General features: G+C 59.2%; 22 protein-coding genes and 3 tRNA genes. 18 read left to right on the top strand and 7 right to left on the bottom strand.

The features are described 5' to 3' along the window. Positions 1 to 169: 169 nt before the first annotated feature. Positions 170 to 2539 carry a glycogen/starch/alpha-glucan phosphorylase gene (locus QP093_RS06155; protein ID WP_285015628.1) on the top strand — a complete coding sequence of 790 codons (2370 nt, stop codon included), beginning with the start codon at positions 170 to 172 and terminating at the stop codon, positions 2537 to 2539. A 15-nt stretch (positions 2540 to 2554) separates the two neighbouring features. Here QP093_RS06155 and QP093_RS06150 read toward each other — a convergent pair whose 3' ends face one another. The 4 genes from QP093_RS06150 to glgX all read right to left on the bottom strand — a co-directional run bounded on the left by QP093_RS06150 (position 2555) and on the right by glgX (position 7638). Next, on the bottom strand, positions 2555 to 3232 hold the full coding sequence (locus tag QP093_RS06150; RefSeq protein ID WP_285015627.1) for a hypothetical protein: 678 nt from the start codon (positions 3230 to 3232) through the stop codon (positions 2555 to 2557). A gap of 149 nt (positions 3233 to 3381) precedes the next feature. Next, positions 3382 to 4104, bottom strand: a complete 723-nt coding sequence (locus QP093_RS06145; protein WP_285015625.1) for a VIT1/CCC1 transporter family protein — start codon at positions 4102 to 4104, stop codon at positions 3382 to 3384. Positions 4105 to 4190: 86 nt separating this feature from the next. Further along, the gene (trpS, locus tag QP093_RS06140; RefSeq protein WP_285015623.1) at positions 4191 to 5291 is read right to left on the bottom strand and encodes a tryptophan--tRNA ligase; all 1101 of its coding nucleotides are present in this window, start codon (positions 5289 to 5291) and stop codon (positions 4191 to 4193) included. Next, on the bottom strand, positions 5284 to 7638 hold the full coding sequence (glgX, locus tag QP093_RS06135; RefSeq protein ID WP_285015621.1) for a glycogen debranching protein GlgX: 2355 nt from the start codon (positions 7636 to 7638) through the stop codon (positions 5284 to 5286). Before glgX ends, trpS begins: the two co-directional genes overlap by 8 nt. A 181-nt stretch (positions 7639 to 7819) precedes the next feature. On the opposite strand from glgX, the gene QP093_RS06130 reads away from it, so the two are divergent. The 15 genes from QP093_RS06130 (at position 7820) to QP093_RS06065 (ending at position 20689) form a co-directional block, all read left to right on the top strand. After that, the gene (locus tag QP093_RS06130; RefSeq protein WP_058236966.1) at positions 7820 to 8620 is read left to right on the top strand and encodes an electron transfer flavoprotein subunit beta/FixA family protein; all 801 of its coding nucleotides are present in this window, start codon (positions 7820 to 7822) and stop codon (positions 8618 to 8620) included. Between the two features lie 2 nt (positions 8621 to 8622). Further along, positions 8623 to 9621 carry an electron transfer flavoprotein subunit alpha/FixB family protein gene (locus tag QP093_RS06125; protein ID WP_285015618.1) on the top strand — a complete coding sequence of 333 codons (999 nt, stop codon included), beginning with the start codon at positions 8623 to 8625 and terminating at the stop codon, positions 9619 to 9621. Further along, positions 9618 to 10853, top strand: coding sequence for a cysteine desulfurase family protein (locus QP093_RS06120; protein ID WP_285015616.1), 1236 nt, complete (start codon positions 9618 to 9620; stop codon positions 10851 to 10853). The genes QP093_RS06125 and QP093_RS06120 overlap by 4 nt, the downstream gene beginning before the upstream one ends. After that, the gene (mnmA, locus tag QP093_RS06115; protein WP_285015614.1) at positions 10850 to 12067 is read left to right on the top strand and encodes a tRNA 2-thiouridine(34) synthase MnmA; all 1218 of its coding nucleotides are present in this window, start codon (positions 10850 to 10852) and stop codon (positions 12065 to 12067) included. The genes QP093_RS06120 and mnmA overlap by 4 nt, the downstream gene beginning before the upstream one ends. 38 nt (positions 12068 to 12105) lie before the next feature. Continuing rightward, positions 12106 to 12186: transfer RNA gene (locus QP093_RS06110), tRNA-Leu, on the top strand. A gap of 738 nt (positions 12187 to 12924) precedes the next feature. After that, a complete protein-coding gene (locus tag QP093_RS06105) occupies positions 12925 to 13929 on the top strand; it encodes a hypothetical protein (RefSeq protein WP_285015610.1) in 1005 nt (334 codons plus the stop codon). Between the two features lie 162 nt (positions 13930 to 14091). Next, a complete protein-coding gene (locus QP093_RS06100; protein WP_285015607.1) occupies positions 14092 to 15369 on the top strand; it encodes a TetR/AcrR family transcriptional regulator in 1278 nt (425 codons plus the stop codon). Positions 15370 to 15407: 38 nt separating this feature from the next. Continuing rightward, entirely contained in the window at positions 15408 to 16463 is a 1056-nt protein-coding gene (locus tag QP093_RS06095; protein ID WP_285015605.1) for an ABC transporter ATP-binding protein, read from the top strand. A 108-nt stretch (positions 16464 to 16571) separates the two neighbouring features. Further along, entirely contained in the window at positions 16572 to 17045 is a 474-nt protein-coding gene (locus tag QP093_RS06090; protein WP_285015602.1) for a peroxiredoxin, read from the top strand. Between the two features lie 288 nt (positions 17046 to 17333). After that, positions 17334 to 17534, top strand: a complete 201-nt coding sequence (locus QP093_RS10060) for a hypothetical protein (protein WP_350309971.1) — start codon at positions 17334 to 17336, stop codon at positions 17532 to 17534. Beyond that, positions 17531 to 17869, top strand: coding sequence for a type VII secretion target (locus QP093_RS06080; RefSeq protein ID WP_350309970.1), 339 nt, complete (start codon positions 17531 to 17533; stop codon positions 17867 to 17869). The genes QP093_RS10060 and QP093_RS06080 overlap by 4 nt, the downstream gene beginning before the upstream one ends. Further along, complete coding sequence (locus tag QP093_RS06075; RefSeq protein WP_285015597.1) at positions 17862 to 19202, top strand: TNT domain-containing protein; 1341 nt, start codon at positions 17862 to 17864, stop codon at positions 19200 to 19202. The genes QP093_RS06080 and QP093_RS06075 overlap by 8 nt, the downstream gene beginning before the upstream one ends. Continuing rightward, positions 19190 to 19720 carry an Imm61 family immunity protein gene (locus QP093_RS10115; RefSeq protein WP_502929395.1) on the top strand — a complete coding sequence of 177 codons (531 nt, stop codon included), beginning with the start codon at positions 19190 to 19192 and terminating at the stop codon, positions 19718 to 19720. The genes QP093_RS06075 and QP093_RS10115 overlap by 13 nt, the downstream gene beginning before the upstream one ends. Before the next feature lie 292 nt (positions 19721 to 20012). Beyond that, entirely contained in the window at positions 20013 to 20393 is a 381-nt protein-coding gene (locus tag QP093_RS06070) for an Imm61 family immunity protein (protein WP_350309978.1), read from the top strand. Between the two features lie 146 nt (positions 20394 to 20539). Continuing rightward, positions 20540 to 20689, top strand: a complete 150-nt coding sequence (locus tag QP093_RS06065) for a hypothetical protein (RefSeq protein WP_285015594.1) — start codon at positions 20540 to 20542, stop codon at positions 20687 to 20689. Between the two features lie 41 nt (positions 20690 to 20730). Here the strand turns inward: QP093_RS06065 and QP093_RS06060 are convergent. Both QP093_RS06060 and QP093_RS06055 read right to left on the bottom strand, forming a co-directional pair. After that, a tRNA-Lys gene (locus tag QP093_RS06060) sits at positions 20731 to 20803 on the bottom strand. Between the two features lie 12 nt (positions 20804 to 20815). Then, positions 20816 to 20891: transfer RNA gene (locus QP093_RS06055), tRNA-Lys, on the bottom strand. A gap of 167 nt (positions 20892 to 21058) precedes the next feature. On the opposite strand from QP093_RS06055, the gene QP093_RS06050 reads away from it, so the two are divergent. Beyond that, positions 21059 to 21787: a metal-dependent transcriptional regulator gene (locus QP093_RS06050; protein WP_285015591.1), complete on the top strand. Its 729-nt coding sequence runs from the start codon at positions 21059 to 21061 to the stop codon at positions 21785 to 21787. Positions 21788 to 21829: 42 nt separating this feature from the next. On the opposite strand, the gene QP093_RS06045 is transcribed toward QP093_RS06050, so the two are convergent. Then, positions 21830 to 22276 (bottom strand): HIT family protein, encoded by a 447-nt coding sequence (locus tag QP093_RS06045; protein WP_285015589.1) that lies wholly within the window; start codon positions 22274 to 22276, stop codon positions 21830 to 21832. A gap of 181 nt (positions 22277 to 22457) precedes the next feature. Here QP093_RS06045 and QP093_RS06040 point away from each other — a divergent pair, with 181 nt between their 5' ends. After that, positions 22458 to 25364, top strand: a complete 2907-nt coding sequence (locus tag QP093_RS06040) for a leucine--tRNA ligase (RefSeq protein WP_285015587.1) — start codon at positions 22458 to 22460, stop codon at positions 25362 to 25364. The last annotated feature ends 12 nt before the right edge of the window (positions 25365 to 25376 follow it).

Genomic DNA, 25376 nt, shown 5'->3' with positions numbered 1-25376 from the left:
CCACGTGAAACGTCAATGAAATTTTCTCACCATGCATTCAGCGGAGATATTCACCATTCGACGCTGAATGCAGGGACCACTAGACTGCTGTGTGTGAGAATGATTCAGCGCATTACACGCGGGTGCTTCAGCTGCTGCAGCGTGTCTAACTGAAGGGATTGATTACTAGATGTCGTATAGCCTGGCTGATGCAGCCACTTCGCAAGTCCGCTCCTTTTCAGGTCGACCAGCAGATCGCTCCACCCTCATGGAAATGTGGCAGGGCCTTTCTGCGGCAGTTGTTGACCGCGTCGCGAGCGACTGGGATCGTACCAACCGTCTGTATGCAACCAAACGACGGGAACACTATTTCTCGGCCGAATTCCTGATGGGTCGCGCCCTGCTGAATAACCTGTCGAACCTCGGCCTGACGGATGAAGCAGAAAAGATCGTCAATTCTTTTGGCCAGACGCTGTCCGATGTCCTGGAACAGGAACCGGATGCAGCGCTGGGCAACGGTGGCCTCGGGCGACTGGCAGCCTGCTTCCTCGACTCTTGCGCCACACTGGACTACCCGGTGAACGGCTACGGAATCCTGTACCGCTACGGCCTGTTCAAGCAGCTGTTTGAGGACGGCTTCCAGCGTGAACAGCCCGATGCGTGGATGGAGGAGGGCTACCCCTTCATTGTGCGCCGCGAGGAAGAACAGCGCATCATTCACTATGCCGACATGGATGTGCGAGCCATTCCCTACGACATGCCGATCACCGGATACGGCACACGCAACGTGGGAACGCTGCGACTGTGGCGTGCTGAGCCGGTTGAAGAATTCGACTACGACGCGTTCAACTCGCAGCGCTTCACTGACGCCATTGTCGAGCGTGAAGCCGTCGCGGACATTTCACGCGTGCTGTACCCCAATGACTCCACGTTCGAGGGCAAGATCCTGCGCGTGCGCCAGCAGTACTTCTTCTGCGCCGCCTCGCTGCACGACATTGTTGCCAACCATATTGCCCAGCACGAGGGCGACCTGACAACGCTGGCTGATTTCAACGCGATTCAGCTCAACGACACTCACCCGGTTCTGGCCATCCCCGAACTGATGCGAATCCTGCTGGATGAGTACGGCTGGACGTGGGAAGCAGCATGGGACGTCGTCAGTCACACGTTCGCGTACACGAACCACACGGTGCTGGCTGAAGCGCTGGAGAAGTGGGAGACATCGATCTTTGATCGCCTCTTCCCGCGCATCATGGAAATTGTGCGCGAAATCGACCGCCGCTTCCGCATCGACATGACTGAGCGCGGCATCGACGAGGGAACCATCAACTACATGGCTCCGGTCCAGGGCAACATGGTGCACATGGCGTGGATCGCCTGCTATGCGTCGTATTCGATTAACGGTGTGGCCGCGCTGCATACAGAAATTATCAAGCGCGAAACGCTGCGTCAGTGGCATGACATCTGGCCCGAGCGTTTCAATAACAAGACGAACGGTGTGACCCCTCGTCGCTGGCTGCGTCAGTGCAACCCGCGCCTGTCCGCCCTGCTTGACGAGGTGACCGGCTCAGACCAGTGGGTCACCGATCTTGACGTCCTCGCACAGTTCACTGACAGCGTTGACGAGAGTGTTCTGCAGCGACTGATCGACATCAAGCATGACAACAAGGTTGACTTTGCTCAGTGGATCAAGAACCGCCAGGACATTGAGGTCAATCCTGATGCGATCTTCGACGTGCAGATCAAGCGTTTGCACGAGTACAAGCGTCAGCTGATGAATGCGTTCTACATTCTGGACCTGTACTACCGACTCAAGGAGGATCCGTCACTGGACCTGCCGCCGCGCGTGTTCATCTTCGGTGCGAAGGCAGCGCCGGGATATATACGTGCCAAGGCGATCATCAAGCTGATCAACTCAATCGGGGATCTGGTCAACAACGATCCTGACATTGACGGGCGCATCACAGTTATCTTCGTGGAAAACTACAACGTCTCGCCTGCTGAGCACATCATTCCGGCTGCTGACGTGTCTGAGCAGATTTCAACTGCCGGCAAGGAAGCGTCGGGCACCTCGAACATGAAGTTCATGATGAACGGTGCACTGACCCTGGGCACGCTCGATGGCGCGAACGTGGAGATTCTGGACGCTGTGGGCCAGGATAACGCCTACATCTTCGGTGCCACGGAAGATGAGTTGCCTGAGCTGCGCCGCACATACGATCCGCGCTGGCACTATGAAAACGTACCTGGACTGAAGCGTGTGCTCGATGCGATGACTGACGGCACGCTGGATGACGGCGGCACAGGTGATTTCCATGACCTGCGTCTGTCACTGCTGGAAGGTAGTTACGATCCGGCCGACGTGTACTACGTGCTGGGTGATTTCGATGCCTACCGCACGGCTCGCGACCAGATGGCGCGTGACTACTGTGACCGCCAGGCATGGGCACGCAAGACATGGGTCAACATCACGAAGTCGGGACGCTTCTCATCGGACCGCACGATCCGCGACTATGCGCGCGAGGTGTGGAAGCTTGAGGCAGCCCCGATCGACCAGTGATCCTGTCACGCTGAACTATTCAGGCTCGCTACATGTGGTAGCGAGCCAATAGTTCGCAAATTCGACATCTCCTTGCTGGATGCGGGGAATGACGTCACGGGCGTGTCCTTCACCGACTTCAGGGTTAAAACGCTGGATGACGTCAAGATCGGGGAATTTGCTGATCTGCGTCACTGCTGTGTTCACACGGTCCGCGTTTCCACTGTTCGTGGCGTTAACGAATTCCTTGATCCAGGCACACTCCCAGTCAAGGGCTGCGAGGACCGCAACATCTCCTTCGGCGGTGACGACTGTGACGGGAGCGTCGGTAGACGGGTCAGTTTGCTGTGCCTGACGCATTGCTACAGGGTTATCGGCGCCGGACGTGTACTGGATGTGGTCGGTGCTTACTGAATCCACTTCAGCGCCTGCTGCCCACGGAAGCAGGTCGGCAACGGTGGGAGGGGTGGCGCCGGGCGGGTATTCCTCGCCCACTTGTGCCATTTCCTGCTGTGCCTGAGTGCTGATCTGCTCTGGAATATCAGCGCTTTGAGCGTATTGTGCAAGATCAGGATTGCGTGATTCAGTCCTGTTTGCCTGCGTGCTGGGCGTGAGGACGAACAGTGCAAGACAGGTCGCTGCGATGCATAAAAGTCCTGCTGCAATCAGAAGAATGCGCGTGGCGCGCATGTGATTCGTGATGGATGTATGCATGAGTACTGGATCACTCCCCATACTGATCGAGATTCTTCTCGAGGGGTGCGCCCGTCTGACACGAGCGCAACCGTATCTGCTTTCCAACTACGTCGTTAGTATTGAGCCTGTAATAAAGCAGTGTAGCACGGGCATCACGGTCACGTCAATCACACCATTGACGCACTTTCCAGCAGCCGACCGATCGCGTAGGTGATGATCATTGCCGCACTGCCTGCGCACACCAGTCGCAGGACCGACCTCTGGCGCGGAGAGCGTCCCAGCCACGCGCTGATCCACCCTGTCAATGCGAGAGCCACAAATACAGACACAAAGGTTGCCACGATGCGAAGCGGTGGGAGAGCCAGAACCATTGTCAGCATCGGCAGGGCAGCACCGCTGACGAATGCGATGAAGGAGCTGCCGGCCGCAGCCCACGGACTGGTCAGTGAATCCGAATCGATGCCGTACTTGAATGAAATGACGGCATTGACCGGCTCATGTGAGGACAGGTCCGAGGCAACCTGGTGCGCGCTCTCCTCGCTCATGCCGCGTTGCAGACACACCTGCTTGATCTCGTTGAAAGCGTGGCCGGGATTGCGGCTCTGTGCCACGTGCTGCAGGCGGACAATTTCGCGCTCAGTGTCACGTTGAGTGGATACCGATACGTATTCGCCGATTGCCATTGACAGTGCTGCCGAGGCGATTCCGGCAATCCCCGCAATGACAATGGCATGTGTGTTCGTGGGGTCGACAGCGGCGATGCCGATCAGTAGACCGGCGATCGACACAATGCCGTCATTGGCTCCCAACACTCCTGCACGCAGCCAGTTGAGCTTGGAGGAAATGAAGCCCTGCCGTTCACCGCGCGCCGCTTCGACAACAGTACTCATGAGAGCACATTACCGCAGGTCAGACCGGGTTTCTAGCAAGGAAAAGCTGATCTAAAAATGACCAGCTTACGCAAACCTTGGCTCGCTCAGTACACCATATCCATCGCGCGACGCACCTCAGCCAGCGTGCGATCAGCCTGCTCATTGGCGACTTCATCACCGTGATGGAGAACCTCCAGCAGGTAATCCTCGTTAGCGGCCAGCTCTTCACGGCGCTCGCGGATCGGTGCGAGGAACTCGTTGAGCGCGTCGGTCACGACTGATTTGAGCGTGCCGCCGCCACCATCGCCGATACGGTCGGCAATGGCGTGGGGATCCTCGCCAGTGGCCAGTGACGCCATCATCAACAGGTTCGACACCTCGGGTCGATTCTCCGGGTCATAGGTGATGACGCGATCAGGATCAGTCTTGGCTTTCTTGAGCACACGCGCCGTCTCATCGGCAGTCATATCCAGCTCGATCGTGTTGCCACGAGACTTTGACATCTTGTTGCCGTCGGTGCCCAGCAGCAGCGGGGTCTTCGACAGCAACGCGTCAGGGCGCGGGAAAACAGGATGCTCCTTGTCGGCGCGCCCGTAGCGGCGGTCAAAACGCTGAGCGATCAGGCGTGTCTGCTCCAGGTGGGGGAGCTGGTCCTGTCCCACCGGCACGAGGTTCGCCTTGCAGAACAGGATATCTGCAGCCTGATGCACCGGGTAGGTCAGCAGCAATCCCGACATGGCGCGACCGTTCGTCGCATCAAGCTCTGACTTGACCGTAGGGTTGCGATGCAGTTCAGACTCGGTGACCAATGACAGGAACGGCAACAGCAACTGGTTCAGTGCCGGCACTGCCGAGTGGTTGAAGATGATGCTGCGCTTTGGGTCGATACCCACGGCCAGATAATCGGCAACGAGGCCCAGGACGCGCTCGCGCAGCGGGCCAACAGCGTCGCGGTCAGTGATGACCTGATAATCGGCCACCAGAACCCACGTTTCAACGCCGCGGTTTTGCAGTTCCACGCGGTTCTTCAACGTGCCGAAATAGTGCCCCAGGTGCAGCTTTCCGGTCGGCCGGTCGCCGGTGAGGATGCGGAATCGCGACGGATCCTGATCAATGGCTTCCTCAAGTTCAACGGATCGGGTCTTTGCCCGTTCCAGCGAAGCGTGGTTGGTGGAATTTTCAAGTTGGTCTTCACTACTAGTCACGCCCGTAGTCTACCGAATGATGAGGGGTGCGTGCTGACAACATGACGATCACGGACTGTGGCTCGATCGTCACTTCGTCCCCACAACGGACAACTTCCAGTCTGTCAGGAAGCCCGCGTTCCAGGCGCTCGATGTCTCCCTCGACGTTGATACCGCCATCGGAAGGGCACGACCAGGAGGTATCCATGACGACGTACCAGTCAGAGCCGCGCCCGCTCACCAGACGAACCGTGGCAACATCCAATGTTCCATTCACCACAACGAGGGCGTCGCGGTCACCCAGCTGATACCCCGAACGGAGCATCTGGAAGACACGGTTGTGCTCCTGAGCCCAGCCATCCTGCGCAATGTCGTGAGCGTCACGATCAAACCACCCCAGATCGGCTATGACATCGCCCTCAGCTATCCTGCCATCTGCGAAAAGGGAGGGACGCAAGACCGGATGATGACGTCGCAGGGCCAGCAGCCAGCGAACAGTGGCGAGCTGCTGCTTCTGCGAGTCCGACATGTTCCAATCGATCCATGAGATGGGAGAGTCCTGGCAGTAGGCGTTGTTATTGCCGAATTGCGTGCGCTGAAACTCATCGCCCGCCACAATCATCGGAGTACCAGACGAGGTGAGCAGCGTCGTCAGCAAATTGCGCTGGCTCCTGTGACGCGTGGGGTAAATGTCCTGCAGGAAGTCAGAGCTGGCTGGCGACCCGTTCAGCGCGTCGTGAGCGTCATCGACCGGAGTCTGCGCAATAGTGCCTTCGATGCCGTGGTTCCACGAATGATTATTCGTCGTACCATCGCGGTTCTGTTCCAGGTTCGCCATGTTGTGTTTGTGATCAAAAGCGGTCAGGTCAGCCAGGGTGAACCCGTCGTGAGCTGTCACAAAATTCACGGAGCGCCGCGGTCCGTCAAAACGGTGCCCACCGTGAGCAAACAGATCAGAAGAGCCGGACACGCGTGTGGCCAGCTTCATCGGGCCGATCGCACCGCGACCCATTGCCAGGGACCTGAAATCGGAAAGCCAGAACTCGCGCACCGTGTCGCGGTAACGATCATTCCACTCAGAAAATGGTGAGGGGAAATTACCGGTCTGCCACCCGCCCGGGCCAATGTCCCACGGCTCGGCAATGAGCTTATCCTGGCACAGGTCCTCATCGGTTCCGATCCCGATAAGCAGAGGGTGCATCGGCGCAAAGCCCGTTGAGAAGCGTCCAAGCGTGGCCGCCAGATCGAAGCGGAAGCCATCGATCCCCATTTCGCGCGACCAGTAGCGCAGTGAATCCAGCACCATTTTCATGGCCAGTGGCTCGTCCGTGTTCAGCGAGTTGCCCGTTCCCGTCACGTCGATCATGCGACGAGGGCGCCCATGATCGAATCGATAGTACAGCGGTGCATCAAAACCGCTCCACGACAGTGTCGATCCCGTTTCCGACCCTTCGCATGTGTGGTTATAGACCACGTCCAGAAGCACCTCGATGTCGGCCTGATGCAGGATCGACACCATGCCTCGGAACTCATCAATCACACCCTGAGCGCCGCGCCTGCGTGCAGCCTCGGTAGCGTACGACGGTTCAGGGGCAAAGAACGACAGCGTCGAATAACCCCAATAATTCGTCAACCCGCGTTCAATCAGGAACGTCTCATCGTGTTTGGCGTGGATGGGCAGCAATTCCACAGCCGTGATGCCCAGCTTCTTCAGATAGTCCACCGCTGCGGGGTGCGCCAGTCCTGCGTAAGTTCCCCGCAGGTCATCCGGAATGTCAGGCATATTGAGCGTGAAGCCCTTGACGTGCAGCTCATAGATCACGGTCTGGTCCCACGGTGTGCGCGGTTTGTCGGCAATGTCGAACTGCGTGGACACGACAACCGAGTGCGGCATGTAGGGCGCTGAATTCAGGTCAGACTGTTCCAGCGGATAGGTTGCCGGGTACAGGTCCTCGTCAACGGTGTGCGCGTGAACGGCAGCCCCCATCTGGACCGAACCGGCCAGGCCGCGCCCATAGGGGTCCAGCAAAAGTTTTGCCGGATTGTGAAACATTGCGGCGTCAGGATCCCACGGGCCGTGGACTCGGAAACCGTAGTGCGTTCCCAGGCCTGCGCCGTCCAGGTGCCCATGCCAGATTCCGTCTTCGGGTCCGAGCAATGACCAGCGCTTTTCACGTGCCGTACCGTCATCTGCCAGGATGCACAGATCCACGCGCGTCGCATGGCGCGCCACAACAGCAACGTCGATTCCGCCTTCACGCGCATACACTCCGATCCGGCGAGGTGTGGGATTCGGTGAGGGGATGCGCGGTGCAGGAGCGGCGAAGTCGTGATCGGAGCTGGGCACCATGTTTCTTTTACTATCCATTTACTCTCAAACGTGTGTCAGGCAGGCACAATACCTGTCTCGATTGTAAGTGATCACCCCCCAGTCATGCGTCTCAATGACGGCTCTGACCGCGCATTTCTTCGCGAGGAGCTGAGACGCTCCTGGTGGACGTAACGTAAGCCACCACGAGGTTCGCCTCAAAGTGTGGCACGCTAAAGGCATGAGAATTGCAGTATGTGTCAAGCACGTACCTGACGTCCAATCGGAGCGTCGTATCGAAGACGGACGGTTGGTACGCGGAGAAGACGACGTGCTCAATGAACTCGACGAGAACGCGATCGAGGCTGCCGTCTCCCTGGTCGAAGAACACGGCGGTGAAGTGATCGCAGTGACGATGGGGCCGCAGGACGCTGAAGATGCCCTCGTGCGCGCACTTCAAATGGGAGCCGACCGCGCGATCCTCGTCACTGATGAGCGTCTCGAAGGCGCAGACGTGGTCACCACGGCGCGGGTGCTGGGAGCTGCACTCGACCAGCTACGCGAGGATGAACCTCTCGACATGGTGATCACCGGAATGGCCGCACTAGACTCTCTCACCTCGGCGCTGCCGGCGGCACTGGCCACGATCCTGCATCTGCCATACCTGGGTCTTGCCCATCAGATGAGCCTGACGGGCGAGGAAGAAGGGCCGTGGACTGTGACGATTCAGCGCACCGCTGATGGCTTCGATGACACGCTGACCAGTTCCACTCCTGTCCTCGTGTCGGTAACCGACCAGATCAATGAGCCGCGCTATCCCTCGTTCAAGACGATGCGTGCTGCGCGTTCCAAGCCGCTCGACGAGCTCTCACTGGACGATGTGGACGATGCGTCGCTCGATGAGATTCGCCAGGACGGCGCTCCGCGTGCCATTAACGTCCTTGATGCGCAGGAACGTGAACGCGACGGTGAGGGCACGATCGTGGCCGATTCGGGAGACGGCGGTCACCAACTGGCTCGCTACCTGATGGAGGAGTGCTGATTATGGCAGAAACACTTGACCAGCCGTTGCTGGTGATGACCGACCACACGGGTGACGACGCGCAGGGATACACGCTGACCCCGGCATCGCACCAGCTCCTCACACTGGCACGCTCACTGACCACCGGGCCGATTACAGCGATCGCTCTGAACAGTGCGCCGGACATGGAGGCGTTGGGAGCGCAGGGCGTGGCGCACGTCCTGAGCCCGGACCTTGCCGGCCATTCGCCGCGCATCAGTGCTGTTGTGGCGGACGCGGTTCGAGCCTGCTTCGACCGCGTTCCAGATGCTGCCGCCATTTTGTGTGTGGCGAATTACCGAGGGCGAGAGGTTGCCGCTCGGCTGGCTGTCCAGCTCGACTCGGGTGCGGCTGTTGACGTGTCAGATGTGCATATCAGCGGCGGCGTTCTCCACGCAGCCAAGACAGTTCTGGCCGGAACATGGGAAACGACAATGGAAATCACTCGCGGCACGCCGATTATCGGTCTGCGGCCCTCGTCTGTTCAGGCCAAGGACGCAGAGACGGCGACCACGCCTGACGTGACCACCGTGCCCGTGAAGTTCAGTGCAGAAGCCGACGCCGTTCTGGTCCCACAATCCGTTCACGCCGCGGGTGACGGACGCGTGTCACTGACCGACGCAGACGTCGTCGTGGTCGGCGGGCGCGGCACCGGCGGAGACTTCTCACTGGTCGAACAGCTGGCTGACGAACTTGGAGGTGCGGTGGGTGCAACCCGCGTTGCCTCAGATGAAGGGTGGGTACCGCGTTCCATCCAGATCGGCCAGACCGGCGTGTCAGTGGCACCGTCGGTGTACATCGGCCTGGGCGTGTCCGGCGCAATCCACCACACTGTTGGTATGCAAGCCTCCGACACGATCATTGCCGTGTGCGATGACCCGGATGCTCCGATCTTTGAGATCGCTGACTTTGGCATCGTTGGCGACATCTTTGAGGTCGTTCCGCAGGCTCTGGAGGATCTGCGGGCGCGAAAGGACCAATGACCACGCCCACGCACTATCTGGATTTTGCGGCGACCACGCCGCTTCGGCCCGTTGCCCGGGAAGCGTGGCTGAAAGCCCAACATGACTTGACGGCCACCCCCGGCAACCCGTCCTCCCTGCATGCGGGTGGGCGTGCTGCCCGCCGGATGCTGGACGATGCGCGCGAACAGATCGCAGACCTGCTGGGTGTGAACCTGCACGAAGTGCTCTTCACGTCCGGCGCCACTGAATCTGACGCCCTCGCCGTGGCGGGGACAGCTCGGGCGGTGCGGGCTGTCAACCCTGCACGCAGCGTTGTGGCAGTGTCCGCCCTCGAACATGACGCAGTGGCACATCAGCGCGAGGTCCTTGAACCTGCCGGATTCACGTGGCAGGTACTGCCTTCCAGCGCTCAGGGCATCACATTCATTGGCGAGCTCGACGCTGCACACCTCAGTGAGCACTTGGCGGTGGTGTCGGTGTGCACGGTGTGCTCGGAAGTGGGAACCATTCAGCCGGTTGCCCAGCTTGCCGACATGTTCGGCGCTGCCGGTAATGATCCGGTAAGAGCTGCGCGTGGTCAGCGCCCCATCATTCACACGGATGCGGCTCAGGCCTTTTCATGCCTGCCGATCAGCATGGACACCCTCGGCGCTGACCTGCTGAGCATCGGGGGACATAAAGTGGGTGCGCCTGTGGGGACGGGCATCCTGGTTGCGCGGCGCGGCATCCCGTTGACAACGGACCGACCCGGTGGGGGGCATGAGCGCGGAATCCGTTCGGGAACACCGGACGTGGCGGGCGCGGTTGCCCTGGCTGCCGCGATGGTCGAATGTGTTTCCGAGCGGGATCAGATGCATCGGCACTGCTCGCAGATGCGTCGCGAGATCCTTGACCACCTGCCTGAGGGTGTGTCAGCGACGGTGGGGGATGCGCCCACCGTTCCCTCGATCATTCACCTGTCGATGCCGACCGCACATCCCGAAGTGGTGCTCATGGCGATGGACCGAGCCGGTGTGATGGTGTCAGCAGGCTCTGCTTGCCATGCTGGTGTGACACGCCCGTCTGAGGTGGTCACGGCAATGGGCAGATCGGAACGTGAAGCACTGGGCGTGCTACGTGTGTGCGTCTCCACATCAACAACCCTCGACGATGTGCGCGCACTGTGTCAGGCTCTACCTGACGCGCTTTCGCAGGCGCAGGCAATGGACGGATTCGATGAACGGGGACATGTTGTGAAGGAGGACAGATGAGGGTACTGGCTGCACTATCAGGGGGAGTGGACTCTGCTGTGGCGTGTGCGCTCGCTGTCGAAGCAGGCCACGATGTGGTTGCCGTTCACATGGCGCTGACCAGCCAGCCTCAGGAATGCCGCATCGGTTCACGCGGATGCTGCTCGGTGGAGGACGCAGGGGACGCCGCCCGCGCGGCGCAGACACTGGGCGTGCCGTTCTACGTGTGGGACCTGGCAGAGGAGTTTGAACGAACTGTCGTCACCGACTTTGTCGATCAATATCGCCAGGGGCATACTCCCAACCCGTGTGTGCGATGCAACGAATTCGTGAAATTCCGTGAACTGGCCGATCGCGCCCGCACCCTCGGTTTCGATGCCGTGTGCACCGGGCACTACGCGCGCGTTATCGACGGTCCGGATGGTCCCGAGCTGCATCGCGCCCGCGACGAAGCAAAAGACCAGTCTTATGTGCTGGCCATCATGGGGCGCGAGGAGCTTTCTCGTGTTATCACACCGCTAGGCGATGCGCCCGATAAAGCGTGGGTGCGTGCCGAGGCGGATCGGCGCGGACTGGGCGTGTCCAACAAACCCGATTCCTACGACATCTGCTTTATCCCTGACGGCGATACGCAGGGCTTCCTGCAGCGCGCCCTTGGCAAGGACATGGGTGAGATCGTGGATGCCGACGGCAACATCGTGGGTGAACACGGTGGATACTGGAACTTCACGGTGGGGCAGCGCCGCGGACTGCGTTTGGAACGACCGGCCGCTGACGGCAAGCCGCGCTACGTTCTGCGCACCAACCCGCAATCCAATCAGGTGATCGTCGGGCCTGCTGAATTGCTGAGCGTGGATCACATTTCGACCACCGACGTGGTGTGGATGGCGCCGCGCTCCCTCGCCACTGTTGATCAGGAGGCGACCGTCGCGTTCGGGCCTGCGTTGGCCGGACGGATGCTGGCAGATGTCCCCGAGGATGTCCTGACCGTGCAGGTGCGCGCTCACGGAACGCCCTCCGTTGTCGCCGGGGTTCATATTGACGAGGGCGACGCTGCGCCTGCACTGAGTGTGGATCTGGCTGATCCGATCCGCGGCGTGGCTCCGGGCCAGTCGCTGGTGCTGTACCGAGGCACGCAGGTGATCGCTGAAGCAACGATCGAGTCGACCGCTCGAGTGGGGAGTGTGTCCGGTGTCTCGCGAGGCGTGAGCCATGAGGGAGCCCGTGCCAGCTAGAAACCGTTAGAATAGATGCCGCGTAAGATAAAAGGCGCGCGCGAGTGGCGGAATTGGCAGACGCGCTGGATTTAGGTTCCAGTGTCTTTGACGTGGGGGTTCAAGTCCCCCCTCGCGCACTCTTGTGATGTATCGGGACTTCGTGGACATTGTATTGGCGGTGTCCCGGCTTTTTTGTGTGTGGCGGTGGCCCGATCCGGGGTTAATGCCCGAAATATGTGTATGGGGTGGGCGTGTCCGGTCCTTCATAAACTTCCTAATGCACTGACGCTACTGCTCTGCCAGTGCCCGGTGTGCACAAGCCCCTAAAAAGTAGCGTGAAAGTGCACATTCCCCTAGATTTAATCGGTCGGCATGCACATACCCCTAAATCTTCGGCCTTCCCGTGCACATACCCCTAAAAAGTAGCGCGAAAGTGCACATTCCCCTAAATCTTCGTGATCCGGTTTCCGCGCTATTTCTATAACCGCTGGTCAGAGCCTTGTTCCTTGTTGGCCTACCCGGCAGCACGGAGTTTAGCTAGGGGAATGTGCAAAATTCGCTTTAAATCTAGGGGTATGTGCACCGTTGCGCGGCAGTTTTAGGGGTATGTGCACAATTTGTCTTGAATCTAGGGGAATGTGCACTGAACGATCGCGCCGCCTCGGCCGGCCCCTCTGTACGAAAGGTCGCGGGCGGAGGTTTTCGGAATGCTGTCATACTTGATCATGCTACATAAGAAGTCGGCTATGCTGTGAGTGCAGTGATACGCGCGAATCGTGTGAGTGGCGTTCGTGTGTGTCATGTGGAGTGTTCTCGTCCCACAACTCGGGTGAATCCGTAAAACACCCGAGTAAAAGAAAGGTCACGTGAGGGCAATGAGTACGAGTGGTGGAGTTCAAGAAAACGGCGTGTTTTCGTGGTTTGTGAAGAATCGCAAGGCTATGGTCGTGGCGGTGTGTGTCGCGGTTGTCGTCGCACTGGTAGTGGCGATTATTGGCGTGAGCGCCTACCGCTCTCATGCGGCACACCAGGCGCGCAGCGAGTTTGACGCGGCGCAGTCTGCTGCCACTGGCGCGTACACGTCCCTGTCGGACGCGATCAGTGAGGGCGAGCAGCTGTATGCCGACTCGGAGGGCAAGGTGGGTGACGATGATTCGAGCCGGGCTGACCTTCGCGCTGCACTGGACGAGGCGAACGCTCTGACCATGCCTGCCGCCCAGTCGGGCACCACGAGCGACATGCGTGATGGTGCGCAGTCATTGAACGATTCGGCTGGAGTGTTCACCAGTGCCGCCCAGAAAATTGACACTGCCAGCACTCAGGTTCGCTCCGCGATGACCTCCCATTCGAAAGACCTGATGGTGGCTGCGCGCGACACTCTCAAGGCGGAAGTAGACAAGGCAATCAAGGTTCTGTCCGACACGACCGGCAAAGTGAGTGACGACGCGACACGCACCACGGCTCAAAAGACTGTGGACGAGGCGACAGCCCTGATCGGTCAAGCTGACGCTCTCAGTGGCGAGTCGGCTGACCCGTTCGACGAGATGAGCGCGAAACTGACTGAGGTGACCGACCAGGTGAAGGCTGCTGCCCAGAAGGTGTCGGATTCTCACGCCGCGTGGAAGAAGGCCGAGGAAGCCAAGGCTGCCGCCAGTGAACCTGCCGCCCCGCAGCCCGACTACTCGCAGGGCTACAGTGAGCCGTCATATTCGGGTGGCGTGTCCGAGCCGTCATATTCGAGTGGCGGATCTGCACCCGCCCCGAGCGCGCCCGCGCCCAGCGGCGGGGACGAATACACGTGGGAGTTGGACGTGAACACTGACGGCGATTTCTGCGGTGAAATGGACACTAAAGGAAACGCGACCGGACGGTATTGCTAACCGTTCGATCTATTCGGGGGTCTGCTGGCTGGAATGCTGGCAGGCCCCTTTTGTGTTACTCGACTCACACAGCGCGGCGTGGGTTTTTTGGTTTGTCGCATTAGCGATAAGTGACGGGGGTTTGACGCTTCCGCCACTCTAGCTAGATGAAGGAGTACCACGATGCAGTCAAGGCTTGGTGAACGCCTGACGACACCCCTGCGTCGCGTGATGGCAGTATGTGTTGCCTTCACGTTAGCTTTCGCAGGAGTAGTCCTGGCGCAAAAGCCGTCCCTTGCGGGCTACCAGCTCGACAAGGGAATGAAGATCCCCACCAGCGTGGGGGCAACCGATTTTGAAGGAGGGGGATTCTGGTTCGGCCCCTACGACTCCCCTAATGGCGTGCCTGGAGAAAACGTCTGGTGCGTCCAGATGTGGAAGTACAACCCTCAACCAGGCCAGAACGCTACGCTATCGAAGATGAGCGGCCCACGCTCTTTCGCCCCAGCCGATCTGAAAGTCACCAACTCTCAGGCAGCTTGGCTGCTCGACAAGTATCAGCCGACCCTGGATAAACGACACGGCGCGGCACTCGGCTTCCTCATCCACCAGAATTTCGATCAGGACAACCCTGGACACAACACCGCCCAGGACGTGAAAACCATGTACAACGATGTCAAGCGCCTCCAGCCTGACATCCTCTCCCTCGCGCAGGCAATGGCCACAGAAGCCCGCAATTTCGGTGGCTTCAACGCGAAAGACGCAACAGTGACCGGTGAAGGTACCCGTGAGGGCGCGATCCTGAACACCGCCATGCAGATCGTGGACGACGACGGTATCGACGCACTGACCATGCGACGGCTCGGACGCGACCTCGGCGTCGATCCGATGATGATTTACCGGCATTTTTCCAACAAAGCGGCGGTGCTTGACGGCCTGATGGAGGTCATGTGGCGCGACGTCACCGTACCGGCAGCCGCCCAGGCAACACCTTCGTGGCGCGAGCACCTGGTCGCTGTGATGCACACTTTGAGGCGCGCATTGCTCAGACACCCTCGTGCCATCTCAATCGTCGGCACACGCCCCGCGACCGGCCCGGAACTATTCGCCCTTATGGAACGCCTGCTGACGTCTCTCGCGGAGGCAGGAATGCCTGTGAACTCCCAGGCCGCCGACCAGTTGAACGCTCTGGTGAACTACACGGTGGGTCATGTCCTCGCAGAGGCGGGGGAGCCAATGGGCGGCGAGGCCGACCAGATGAGCCACCAAACGGTACTTCCAGCCTCGTTTCCGCTCCTGGCGGCCGTCTTCAACAGCGGGTGGCGCTACGATGCAGACCGCCAATACGACTATGCGCTGCGAGCGATGGTGTACGGCTGGAGCGAAGCTACGAGGGAGGCCGACGGCGCACTGACCGAGGGAAAGAGCACGAACGCAAAGGCCGGCGCCGCTTCGCCCTGATCTGGCTGGCGCAGCTGATTGCCAAGACTGGCAACGGCTTGACACCGTTCGCTCTGACCATCTATGCCTACCAGCACATCGGCCTGAGCACGTCGGTCGCGCTGATCACGCTGGCAGGGTTCCTGCCCGCCGTCCTGTTGGCACCGCCCGACGGAGTGCTTGCCGATCGATTTGACCGCACACGCCTGATGGCGATCGGCAATATTATCTGCGCCGTTGCACTTGGTCTGGTGTGGGCAACAATGCGCATGGCCGCAGACAACATGGAAGCGCGCGAACCTGCAGATCACACACAGCAGGCGGGGCGGACGCTGCTGCGCGTGAAGGACCTGACGAAGACCTTCTCGACGACGGAGCCGCCCACGCAGGTGCTGCGAGGCATCGACCTGGAGGTGCCGCGCGGACAGTTCGTGGCCGTGATGGGGGCGTCAGGTTCGGGGAAGTCCACATTGTTGTATTGCATGAGCGGAATGGATCGACCCACCGGCGGTTCCGTCGAACTGGCAGGGCATGAGCTCACCGAGCTGAGCGACTCGCAGATGAGCCACGTGCGCCTGCACGAGATGGGTTTCGTTTTCCAACAGGCGCACTTCCTGAAGAACTTCACGATTCGCGACAACATTGCGCTGCCCGCCTTGAAAGCTGCCGGACGGTCAGGGACGAGGGCGGCCGAGGAACGCGTCGACGCACTGATGGAGCGATTCGACATTGGCGCAGTAGCTGATCATGAGATCACCCAGGTATCCGGGGGACAGCTCCAGCGCGCCACCATCTGTCGCGCACTCGCCACCCAACCATCGATCGTGTTCGCTGACGAGCCAACCGGTGCGCTGAACACCTCCATGACCGGTGAAGTGCTGGAGGCGCTTGAGGAAGCACATCAGGATCGCACGACCATTGTCATGGTGACACATGACCCGGTGTGCGTTGCGCGCGCGGACGGGATCGTCTATCTGCGTGACGGGGTGATCGTGGGTGCCATTGACAGCAGGAAACTCGATAGGAGGCACGAGAGCGACGCGGCTGACCGGGATGATTATCAGGCGGCCAGGACAAGTGAATTGATGAGATGGCTGCAGTCCAAAGGATTCTAGCGTTGCCGTGATGCGGCAGGATGGTTCCTTCATGAGCGCTCGCAGCGGGCGTGACCTACAGTGGTGGATGACGACGGACAAATACGGCGGACACATGAGGAGGCTGCCATGGCTGAACTGAAGGTGGGGGACAAGGCTCCTGAATTCACTTTGGATTCCACGCACGGCACTGTGTCACTGACTGACATGCTGGCTCGTGCTGCACGCGGCGTGGTGGTGTACTTCTACCCGCGTGCGTCCACGCCCGGATGCACCACCGAGGCGTGCGATTTTCGTGACTCGCTGGCCTCGCTGCAGGGCGCAGGATATGAGGTTGTCGGCATCAGCAAGGATGACATGGCGGCGCTGGAAAAGTTCGAGGCAAACCAGTTACTGACATTTCCGCTGCTGTCAGATCCGGAAGGCACCGTGATCGACGCCTATGGGGCCTTTGGCGAAAAAATGAGTTTCGGCCGCAAAATTCTGGGACCAAAACGTTGCACATTTGTCGTCAACCCTGACGGCACAATTGCCCTTGCACAATATGGCGTCAGGGCTTCAGGCCACGTCAAGCGTCTGCGCAGGGAACTCGCCATCGACTGAGTCGTACAGCGACGGTCTGCGCCTGCAGGTTTGGAGGGCAGGTGCCCGTGTCCCAAACGAGGCGCGACAGTTCTATGCGCGTGTCGGCTGAAGGTGTGACGTGTGTTTCATGGACGGGATGCCGTGCAAACTCGTATATACGTTGTGTGGATGAATTTGATGGGGCGCATGATGCGGTTGACTGTCAGGTGGCGGGCGCTGAGCGTCATGCCCAAGCGGCGGTGAATTTTTCAGCGCCAGGCTGAGGATGCGTGTGGGAGTGGTTCGAGCCGTGATCGTATTGTCACGGTGCATGTGGATCACAGTGGTCATCTTGACAGGATTGAGTTCGCCGCCCAGGTGTCGACCTTGTCGAAAAGCCAGTTGACGTCCAGCGTGATGGAGGCGTACAGGGCAGCGTTGAGCGATGTGCGCACCCAGATGGTTGCTGTGGCCTCAGAGATCTTTGGTGCTGATTCGCCGACTGTGCGAAAGCTTGCGGACCAGTGACGGACGATCTGCGTATTAACACTGACCAGCTTGATGAGCACCGGTGTCATGTCGCTCACGTGGGGCAGGGAATTCAGATGGCCCGTGATGCGTCCGTTCAGGTCGGTGTGGGTGATGGCGCGTTCGGCGTGTTGTGTTCGCCTTTTTTGGTCCCGCCCCTGTCGCTCGTGGAAGGTCAGGCGCGTGACGCGCTGTCAAGCGCGTCGAGCGCGTTGGACCGGTTGTGCAGTCAGCTGGGTATTGCTGTGGAGGATTTTACTGCTCACGAAGACGAGCTGACACGCTCCTTCAACAATGAGGTGAGCGTGTGGGGGAAGCGAGGTCGGCGTGGCTAATCCTTTGGTGGCGCAGCGTCAGGACTCGACCAGCCCGCTTGCCGGCACGTTTCTTCTTGAAGACGGCGAGCAGTTGGTTGGCGCGTTCAATTCAGGCAGCTGGGTCAGTGGCGGTATGGCTGCGTTCGCTGCTGTGGGTGATGCGGCCAGTATGATTGCTGACCCGATCGGTTCGCTGATCGCGATGGGTGCCGGATGGGTGCTTGAGCATGTTCACCCTTTGGATCAGTGGCTCGATGAGTTCACTGGCGATGCGGACCAGGTTGCGGCCTATGCTCAGACGTGGGGCAACATTAACACTCAGCTGTCCGCGTGCTCCCAGCAGCTGGCCGGGTATACGCGCTCTGACCTGTCATCTATGAGCGGGCAAACCATCAGCGCGATCACCGCCCTAGAAGTTGACCTGGGCAAGCTGATTGAGCAGGCTGGCAAGTGGGCCAGCGCGATGGGGCAGGCTCTTAACGTTGCTGCCACGCTTGTTCAGATTGTTCACGACCTGGTGCGTGATGCTCTATCTGAAATCATCGGCAAGTTCGCGTCCGCCATTATCGAAGCGGTTGCCACCGCTGGGCTGGGTATTCCCGCAATCGCGGCGCAAATATCCACCAGTGTTGCCACGATGACATCCAGGATCAGCACAACTGTTCACAAGGTCATTGATTCAGTCAAGAATCTCAAGGGGCTGCTCGGCAAGCTCACCGAGTTGTTCAGGAAGTTCTCTGACACCCTCAACAGGCTCCTCCGCAAAGGCGCAGACACACCCTCGACACGCATCAACGCTTCTGCCCCTCACGTAGACCCAGCTCAATATACCGAGTTTTCCTTGCATCGCTCCGACGCAACCCCCCATTGGGACACAAGCCCCGCACCATTTGGGAAGAACGCGCACGGAGAGCCGTATCCGACCTACGACGCGTGGGCTTCAAAGAATTTAAACTCGAGAGGTGTTCCGAATTATAGATTTCAAGATACAAACGGCGCCTTGCCTGACTCAGTTGTGCGCCATAGCAGCCTTCAACAAATCAAGGAAAAGTATGGACGATTCGTCGACCGGATCGGTCATCCAGGGGGACAATTCGTCGCATCGGCACCTGAAGGCCGTCATATTCCATTTGAAAAGCGATCAATGCCGCCTCCGAAAGCTCATGACCGTCTCTACGGTTATCAGCTGGGTGAACTGCCTCGTGGCTACTCTGTTGAAGAGGGTACAATCGCCCCCGCATTAGGATTTGAAGGCGGAGGTAAGCAATTCATCTTCTTAAATGAACGAGGTGAAATGGTGTCAATTGCAGAGTGCATAGAGAAAGGAATTCTCCTCGAATGGGTACACTGAGTTTCGATGAGTTACGGCCTTTAGCTGAATGCCGATGGGCCCGATTTGCACTCAACGAGGTAGCACATGAATCTGTCACGCTGAGCTACGACTATGGCGACCCCGCCCTCCACGTGGTACACCACAACGACGGATCTTTCGCATTCGGTTCAAGCGGTCGAGGTGGTCCTATTTCCTTCTCACTTGTCACTATGGACGCACAGATTGCCCTACGCTGGCTTATCTTAAACGCCAGCTTCCCCTATCGATACGCTCGCGCCTACCTGCAGTTCTCCATTCCTCACCGAACTAGTCAGATACGGGAAGGATATGCTCTCCACCGCTTGACGCGCACACTTTCGACTCTGCGAGCTCCAGATGGCGAACTTCTGCCGATGAAGATGAGCGACGACCTTGTACATGACGTCTCCCAATGCGTGCGCTACTCTCACATTCATGACATAGAGGTACACGACCTGGTCGATTCAGTGACCAACGCAAACGGAGAACCTTCGCTTTCCCAATTCCTCGCCCCTTAGAGCCAACGCAAGAAAACTCTGAGAGCGGAGGTTCCACCCGGAGCTGGATGGCTCTCATATGTTCAGACCGTATAATGAAGGATAAGACTCCGTCACATGTCTTAAGAATAAGGGATGATGCAATATTGACGCTCACGAGTCTTGATGAGCCGTTTTTCGAGGAGCTGAGGCTGCTGGCGGAATGTCGTAATGCTCTTTTTATGCGCAATATTCACTATCCTCGTTCGATCAGTATCAGTCATGCTGGTGACCCGATCTACCACTTGGCTCAACTTGAGGACGGGCAGTTCGCATATGGAGGGAGCTCGCGAAACGGGGATATTCAATTTACGTTTTTTCCCCGGATCTTGACCTGGTGACGCGCTGGTTCATCTACCAGGCGGGCGAATCATTCCGCTGGGCGCAGCGCGGCTACGCGTCCTTGTACTTTCCGTGTTACACCTATGAACAGCGGCCCGGATACGAACTGGTTGAGGTAGAAAAGTACACGTACGCTCTTAAGACGCCAGCTGGCCAAGTCCTGCCTTTCCATATGCATGACTATATCGTCAACGACTATTCAGAGACTGTGCTGTTTTCTTATATCTGTGATATTCCGGTTCGGGATCTTCTTGACTCTTTTCTGGATCCTGATGGTCATCCAGCCCTCGAAGCATTCGTTGTCGAGGAATAGCGTGTGTGCGGGTCGTGTGAGGCTGTGTCGTTGATGAGTCTTGACGAGCCGTTTTTCGAAGAGCTGAGGCCGCTGGCGGAAAGTTCAGACGCTCTTTTCATGCGCAATGTGTTTCATCCGCACTCGATCCAGCGTCAGCCACTCGAATGGGGATCACGACAATCGCCTCGCCGACCTCGATGACGGGGATGCGCATTGAGACGCCAACCATGGCCGACCCTCGGCTCACTCTGCGCAATATCTGTGCAGGCTTTGGTGTCGACCGCCAAGACGTGCACGTGACCGAAGAAGCATGAAGAGGTGACAAATTCTCTCGGAGGAGTGGAGGCATAAAAAGTGCGCCGTGAGGGAATCGAACCCCCAACCCGCTGGTTAAGAGCCAGCTGCTCTGCCAATTGAGCTAACGGCGCATGAGTTACAGGTGGTGCGCCGTGAGGGAATCGAACCCCCAACCCGCTGGTTAAGAGCCAGCTGCTCTGCCAATTGAGCTAACGGCGCTACGTCTCGTAACGAAGTAATACTGTACTCGTGTCAAGGGGCTTCAGACAACTTGAAAAGTAGGCGATAGGACACATCTGCAGGACGCATGCACAGGCGCGCATGGGCATCTACAGTAAGAACCGGAGCGCCAACGCGTCTTTGACACTGACAAACCTGGAGGGCTGATGGAACACCACGACGATCTGCGTGACGTGCCCATCACGCAGATGACGCAGGACTACTTGAAGACCATTTACTCCGCAGGGGAGTGGAGTGGTGCCGGAGTATCGGTGAACGATCTTGCCGCCAGGATGGGCGTTGTTGCATCGACCGCATCTGAAAACGTCAAGCGCCTGACAGAGCAGGGACTGGTTGAGCACGAGCCCTACCATAAGGTTCACCTGACCGAAAAGGGCCGCGCAATAGCAGTAGGTGTGGTGCGTCGCCACCGCCTCCTCGAAACATACCTGTACGAAAAGCTCGACTTTGAGTGGGACGAAGTTCACCGAGAAGCAGAAATCCTTGAACATGCGGTCTCCGAGACGCTGCTTGAGCACCTCGACCGTGCACTTGGTTTCCCGATGCGCGACCCACATGGCGACCCGATTCCGGCTCCTGACGGCACTCGCCTGGCTCCCGGTATGATGCCGCTGTCTGACGTTGTCGAAGGAACTGACACGGTCATCGTGCGAATCTCAGATGGCCATCCGCAGATGCTGCGCGATCTGGCCAGCAGGGGGATCGCCCTGGATGCCCGTATCACGGTGGTGCGCCGCTCACCTGCGCTGGGAACACTCACACTTGACGTGCGCGAATCTGGTGAAGAGCGCGCGCATACCGTCGAAATCGGTGACGTGGCCGCAGATGCCATTTTCGTGGCCACCGACCCGGATGATCTTCACGTTGAACAGTAACCGTCGCAACCGTGCGCCAACCGTCGCAGCCGCACACCCGAGCTAGCTCAGGGAAGCTGACCCCATCGACGGCGGCACGTTCGCCTCGTACCCCAGGCCCACTAGTGCCTCACGCACCCTCGTCGTAGCATCGTCGAGGGCATCATCACTGGCCTGAGCAGCATTGGCGAATGCAATATCTGCTTCCGACTTCATGGGGACTACATGCAGATGGGTGTGAGGTACCTCAAAACCGGCAATGATCAGGCCGGCGCGCTCCACGTCGAAGGCTTCGATCTGTGCTCGCCCAATGATGTGAGCCACGTGCATCAGGTGCTCGGCAACCTCCATCGGCGCGTCCGTCCACGACGGGTAAGGGTGGCGCGGCACCACCAGCATGTGACCAGCGCGGATCGGCTCAATGGTGGCAAAAACAACACAAACGTCGTCAGCCCATGCGAAGCGTCCCGACCATGTTCCATCAATGATGTTCTCAAATGCTGTACTCATGGCTCTATTGTCACCCATCTTGCGCCCGCATGGGCCACCCTCGTCGCGATACCCCTCCGCACCTGCGCCCGATCGTACGCTGAACGAATCCGGTAGCCAGTGGCGCGATGAGATACCCTTAAGTGGTTGGCAACAGGCCAATTTGACGAGCATGACCGAAGAATTCGAGAGGGATCCATCAATGAGCCAGAATCAAGGTTCGGAGCCGGAATTCCGCTACACCGCACAGATGGCCAACGCCATCGAAGACAAGTGGCACAAGCAGTGGGATGACCGTGGCACATTCAATGCCGATAACCCAACCGGAGACCTTGAAGGGCCACTGGCGCAACTGACCCCTTACTTCCTGCTCGACATGTTCCCCTACCCGTCAGGCAAAGGCCTGCACGTTGGACACCCGCTGGGCTATATCGCCACTGACACGATCGCACGTTTCCAGCGCATGCGCGGCTTTAACGTGCTGTACACGATGGGATTCGACGCATTCGGTCTTCCCGCTGAACAGTACGCCATCCAGACCGGCCAACATCCGCGCATCACGACATACGACAACATTGCGAATATGCGTCGCCAACTGGCGCGCCTGGGACTGTCGCACGACAAGCGCCGCTCATTTGCTACAACCGATGACCTGTTTGTGCGTTGGACGCAGTGGATCTTCCTGAAGATCTTCAACGCGTGGTATGACACTGAAGCGACGAACCCGGCCGGCACGAAAGGCTGCGCCCGTCCGATCAGCGAACTGGAAGACGAATTCCGCTCCGGCGCGCGCCCGATCGCCACATCTGAGGGCGAGGAAACATTCGACAAGGCGTGGGACGATCTGACAGCGGTCGAACAGGCCCGCGTGCTCGATTCCTACCGCCTGGCCTATATCAACGAGGCGCCCGTGAACTGGGCTCCCGGCCTGGGCACCGTGCTCGCCAACGAGGAAGTCACCGCCGAGGGACGCTCCGAGCGCGGCAATTTCCCAGTCTTTACCAAGCGCATGCGCCAGTGGATGATGCGAATCACCGCCTACGCTGACCGCCTGGACGCTGACCTGGACACAGTGAACTGGCCGGACAAGGTGCGCTCAATGCAGCATCACTGGATTGGCCGCTCCACCGGCGCGCGCGTCACATTTGACGCTGACGGCACGCGGCTCGATGTGTTCACCACCCGCCCTGACACGCTTTTTGGCGCAACATTCATGGTCGTTGCCCCCGAACACCCCCTGCTCGGGGACGAGGGCGACGCTGCTGACCTGAACGTGCCTGCTGAGTGGCCCGAGGGAACACGCGAAGCGTGGACAGGTGGATACGCTACGCCAGCTACGGCTGTGAAAGCCTACCGTGAACGCGCTGCACGCATGACGGATGCGGAGCGAACCGCCGAAGCAGGGGAGAAGACAGGCGTGTTCTCCGGGCGTTTCGCCACCAACCCTGTTAACGGCACGAGCATCCCGATTTTTGTGGCCGACTATGTCCTGATGGGATACGGCACCGGCGCGATTATGGCTGTGCCCGCGCACGACCAGCGTGACTTTGACTTCGCACGTCGTTTCGACCTGGACATCATCACCACGATCACCCCACCCGAAGACTTCGACCGCGACGAAGCCGCGTGGGTCGGTGACGGTGTCATCACCAACTCGGCCAATGAGGAAGTGGACCTCAACGGTCTGGGCAAGGAAGCGGCCATTGAGCGCATCACACAGTGGCTGGAAGAACGCGGCCTGGGCAAGAAAACCGTGACGTACCGCCTGCGTGACTGGCTGTTCTCACGTCAGCGCTACTGGGGTGAACCGTTCCCCGTGGTGTATTCGGCTGATGGCCGCGTGCACGCGCTGCCTGATGAGATGCTCCCCGTCACCCTGCCGGAAATTGATGACTTTTCGCCGCGCACATTCGATGAGAACGATGCTGCGTCTGAGCCGGAAGCACCGCTGGGTCGGGCAACGGACTGGTTGGACGTTGAACTGGATCTGGGTGAAGGCAAGCAGACGTATCGTCGTGACACGAACACCATGCCGAACTGGGCTGGCTCGTGCGCTTACGAAATCCGTTACGGCGACCCGAATAACACCGAACATTTCGCTGATCCGGTCAATGAGCAGTACTGGATGGGGCCGCGCAACCCGGGCGAATCCGGCGGTGCGGACCTGTATGTCGGTGGCGTCGAACACGCCGTTTTGCACCTGCTGTATGCGCGTTTCTGGCAGAAGATCCTCTTCGACCTGGGATACGTCAGCGCATCTGAGCCGTTCCACCGGCTGTTCAACCAGGGCTACATCCAGGCCTACGCCTACACGGATTCACGCGGCGCATACGTGCCGGCCGATGAAGTGACGGGCGACGAGGAAAGCGGATTCACCTGGAAGGGCGAGCCCGTCACACAGGAATACGGCAAGATGGGCAAGTCCCTGAAGAACGTTGTCACACCTGACGAATTCGCTCAGGACTATGGCGCGGACACGCTGCGAGTGTATGAGATGTCGATGGGACCGCTGGATATTTCCCGCCCGTGGGAGACGCGAGCCGTCGTTGGATCTCAGCGCTTCCTGCAGCGCCTGTGGCGCAATGTCCTCGATGAAGAAACTGGTGAGGTCACTGTCAGTGACGAACCGGCCGACCTGGCCACGCGCAAACTGCTGGCCCGCACGATCGCGGATGTGACGGTTGAGTTCGAGAACCTGCGCATTAACACCGCCATTGCCCGCATGATTGTGTTGAATAACCACATCACGTCGATGGATGCGGTACCGCGCGAAATCATCGAACCCCTGGTGCTGATGGTCAGCCCTGTTGCGCCGCACATCGCTGAAGAACTGTGGCACAAACTGGGGCACGATGAGTCGCTCGCACGTGAACCGTTCCCGGTCGTTGAGGACGAATCACTGCTCGAAGAAGATGCGATTACTGCGATCGTGCAGGTCAACGGCAAGGTTCGTGCCCGCCTCGATGTATCGCCCTCGATTGACGAGGACGATCTGCGCACCCGCGCGCTCGACCTGGAGCCGATCCGCGCCATCCTCGATGGACGTGAGCCGCTGAAAGTTATTGTGCGCGCACCTAAACTGGTGAACCTGGTTCTGCCGAAGAACTAGCCGCGCGCTGTC

This window comes from Pauljensenia sp. UMB10120 (assembly GCF_030212035.1).
In the GTDB taxonomy this organism is placed as follows: domain Bacteria; phylum Actinomycetota; class Actinomycetes; order Actinomycetales; family Actinomycetaceae; genus Pauljensenia; species Pauljensenia radingae_A.
This window is presented reverse-complemented; position numbering and strand designations above follow the sequence as displayed.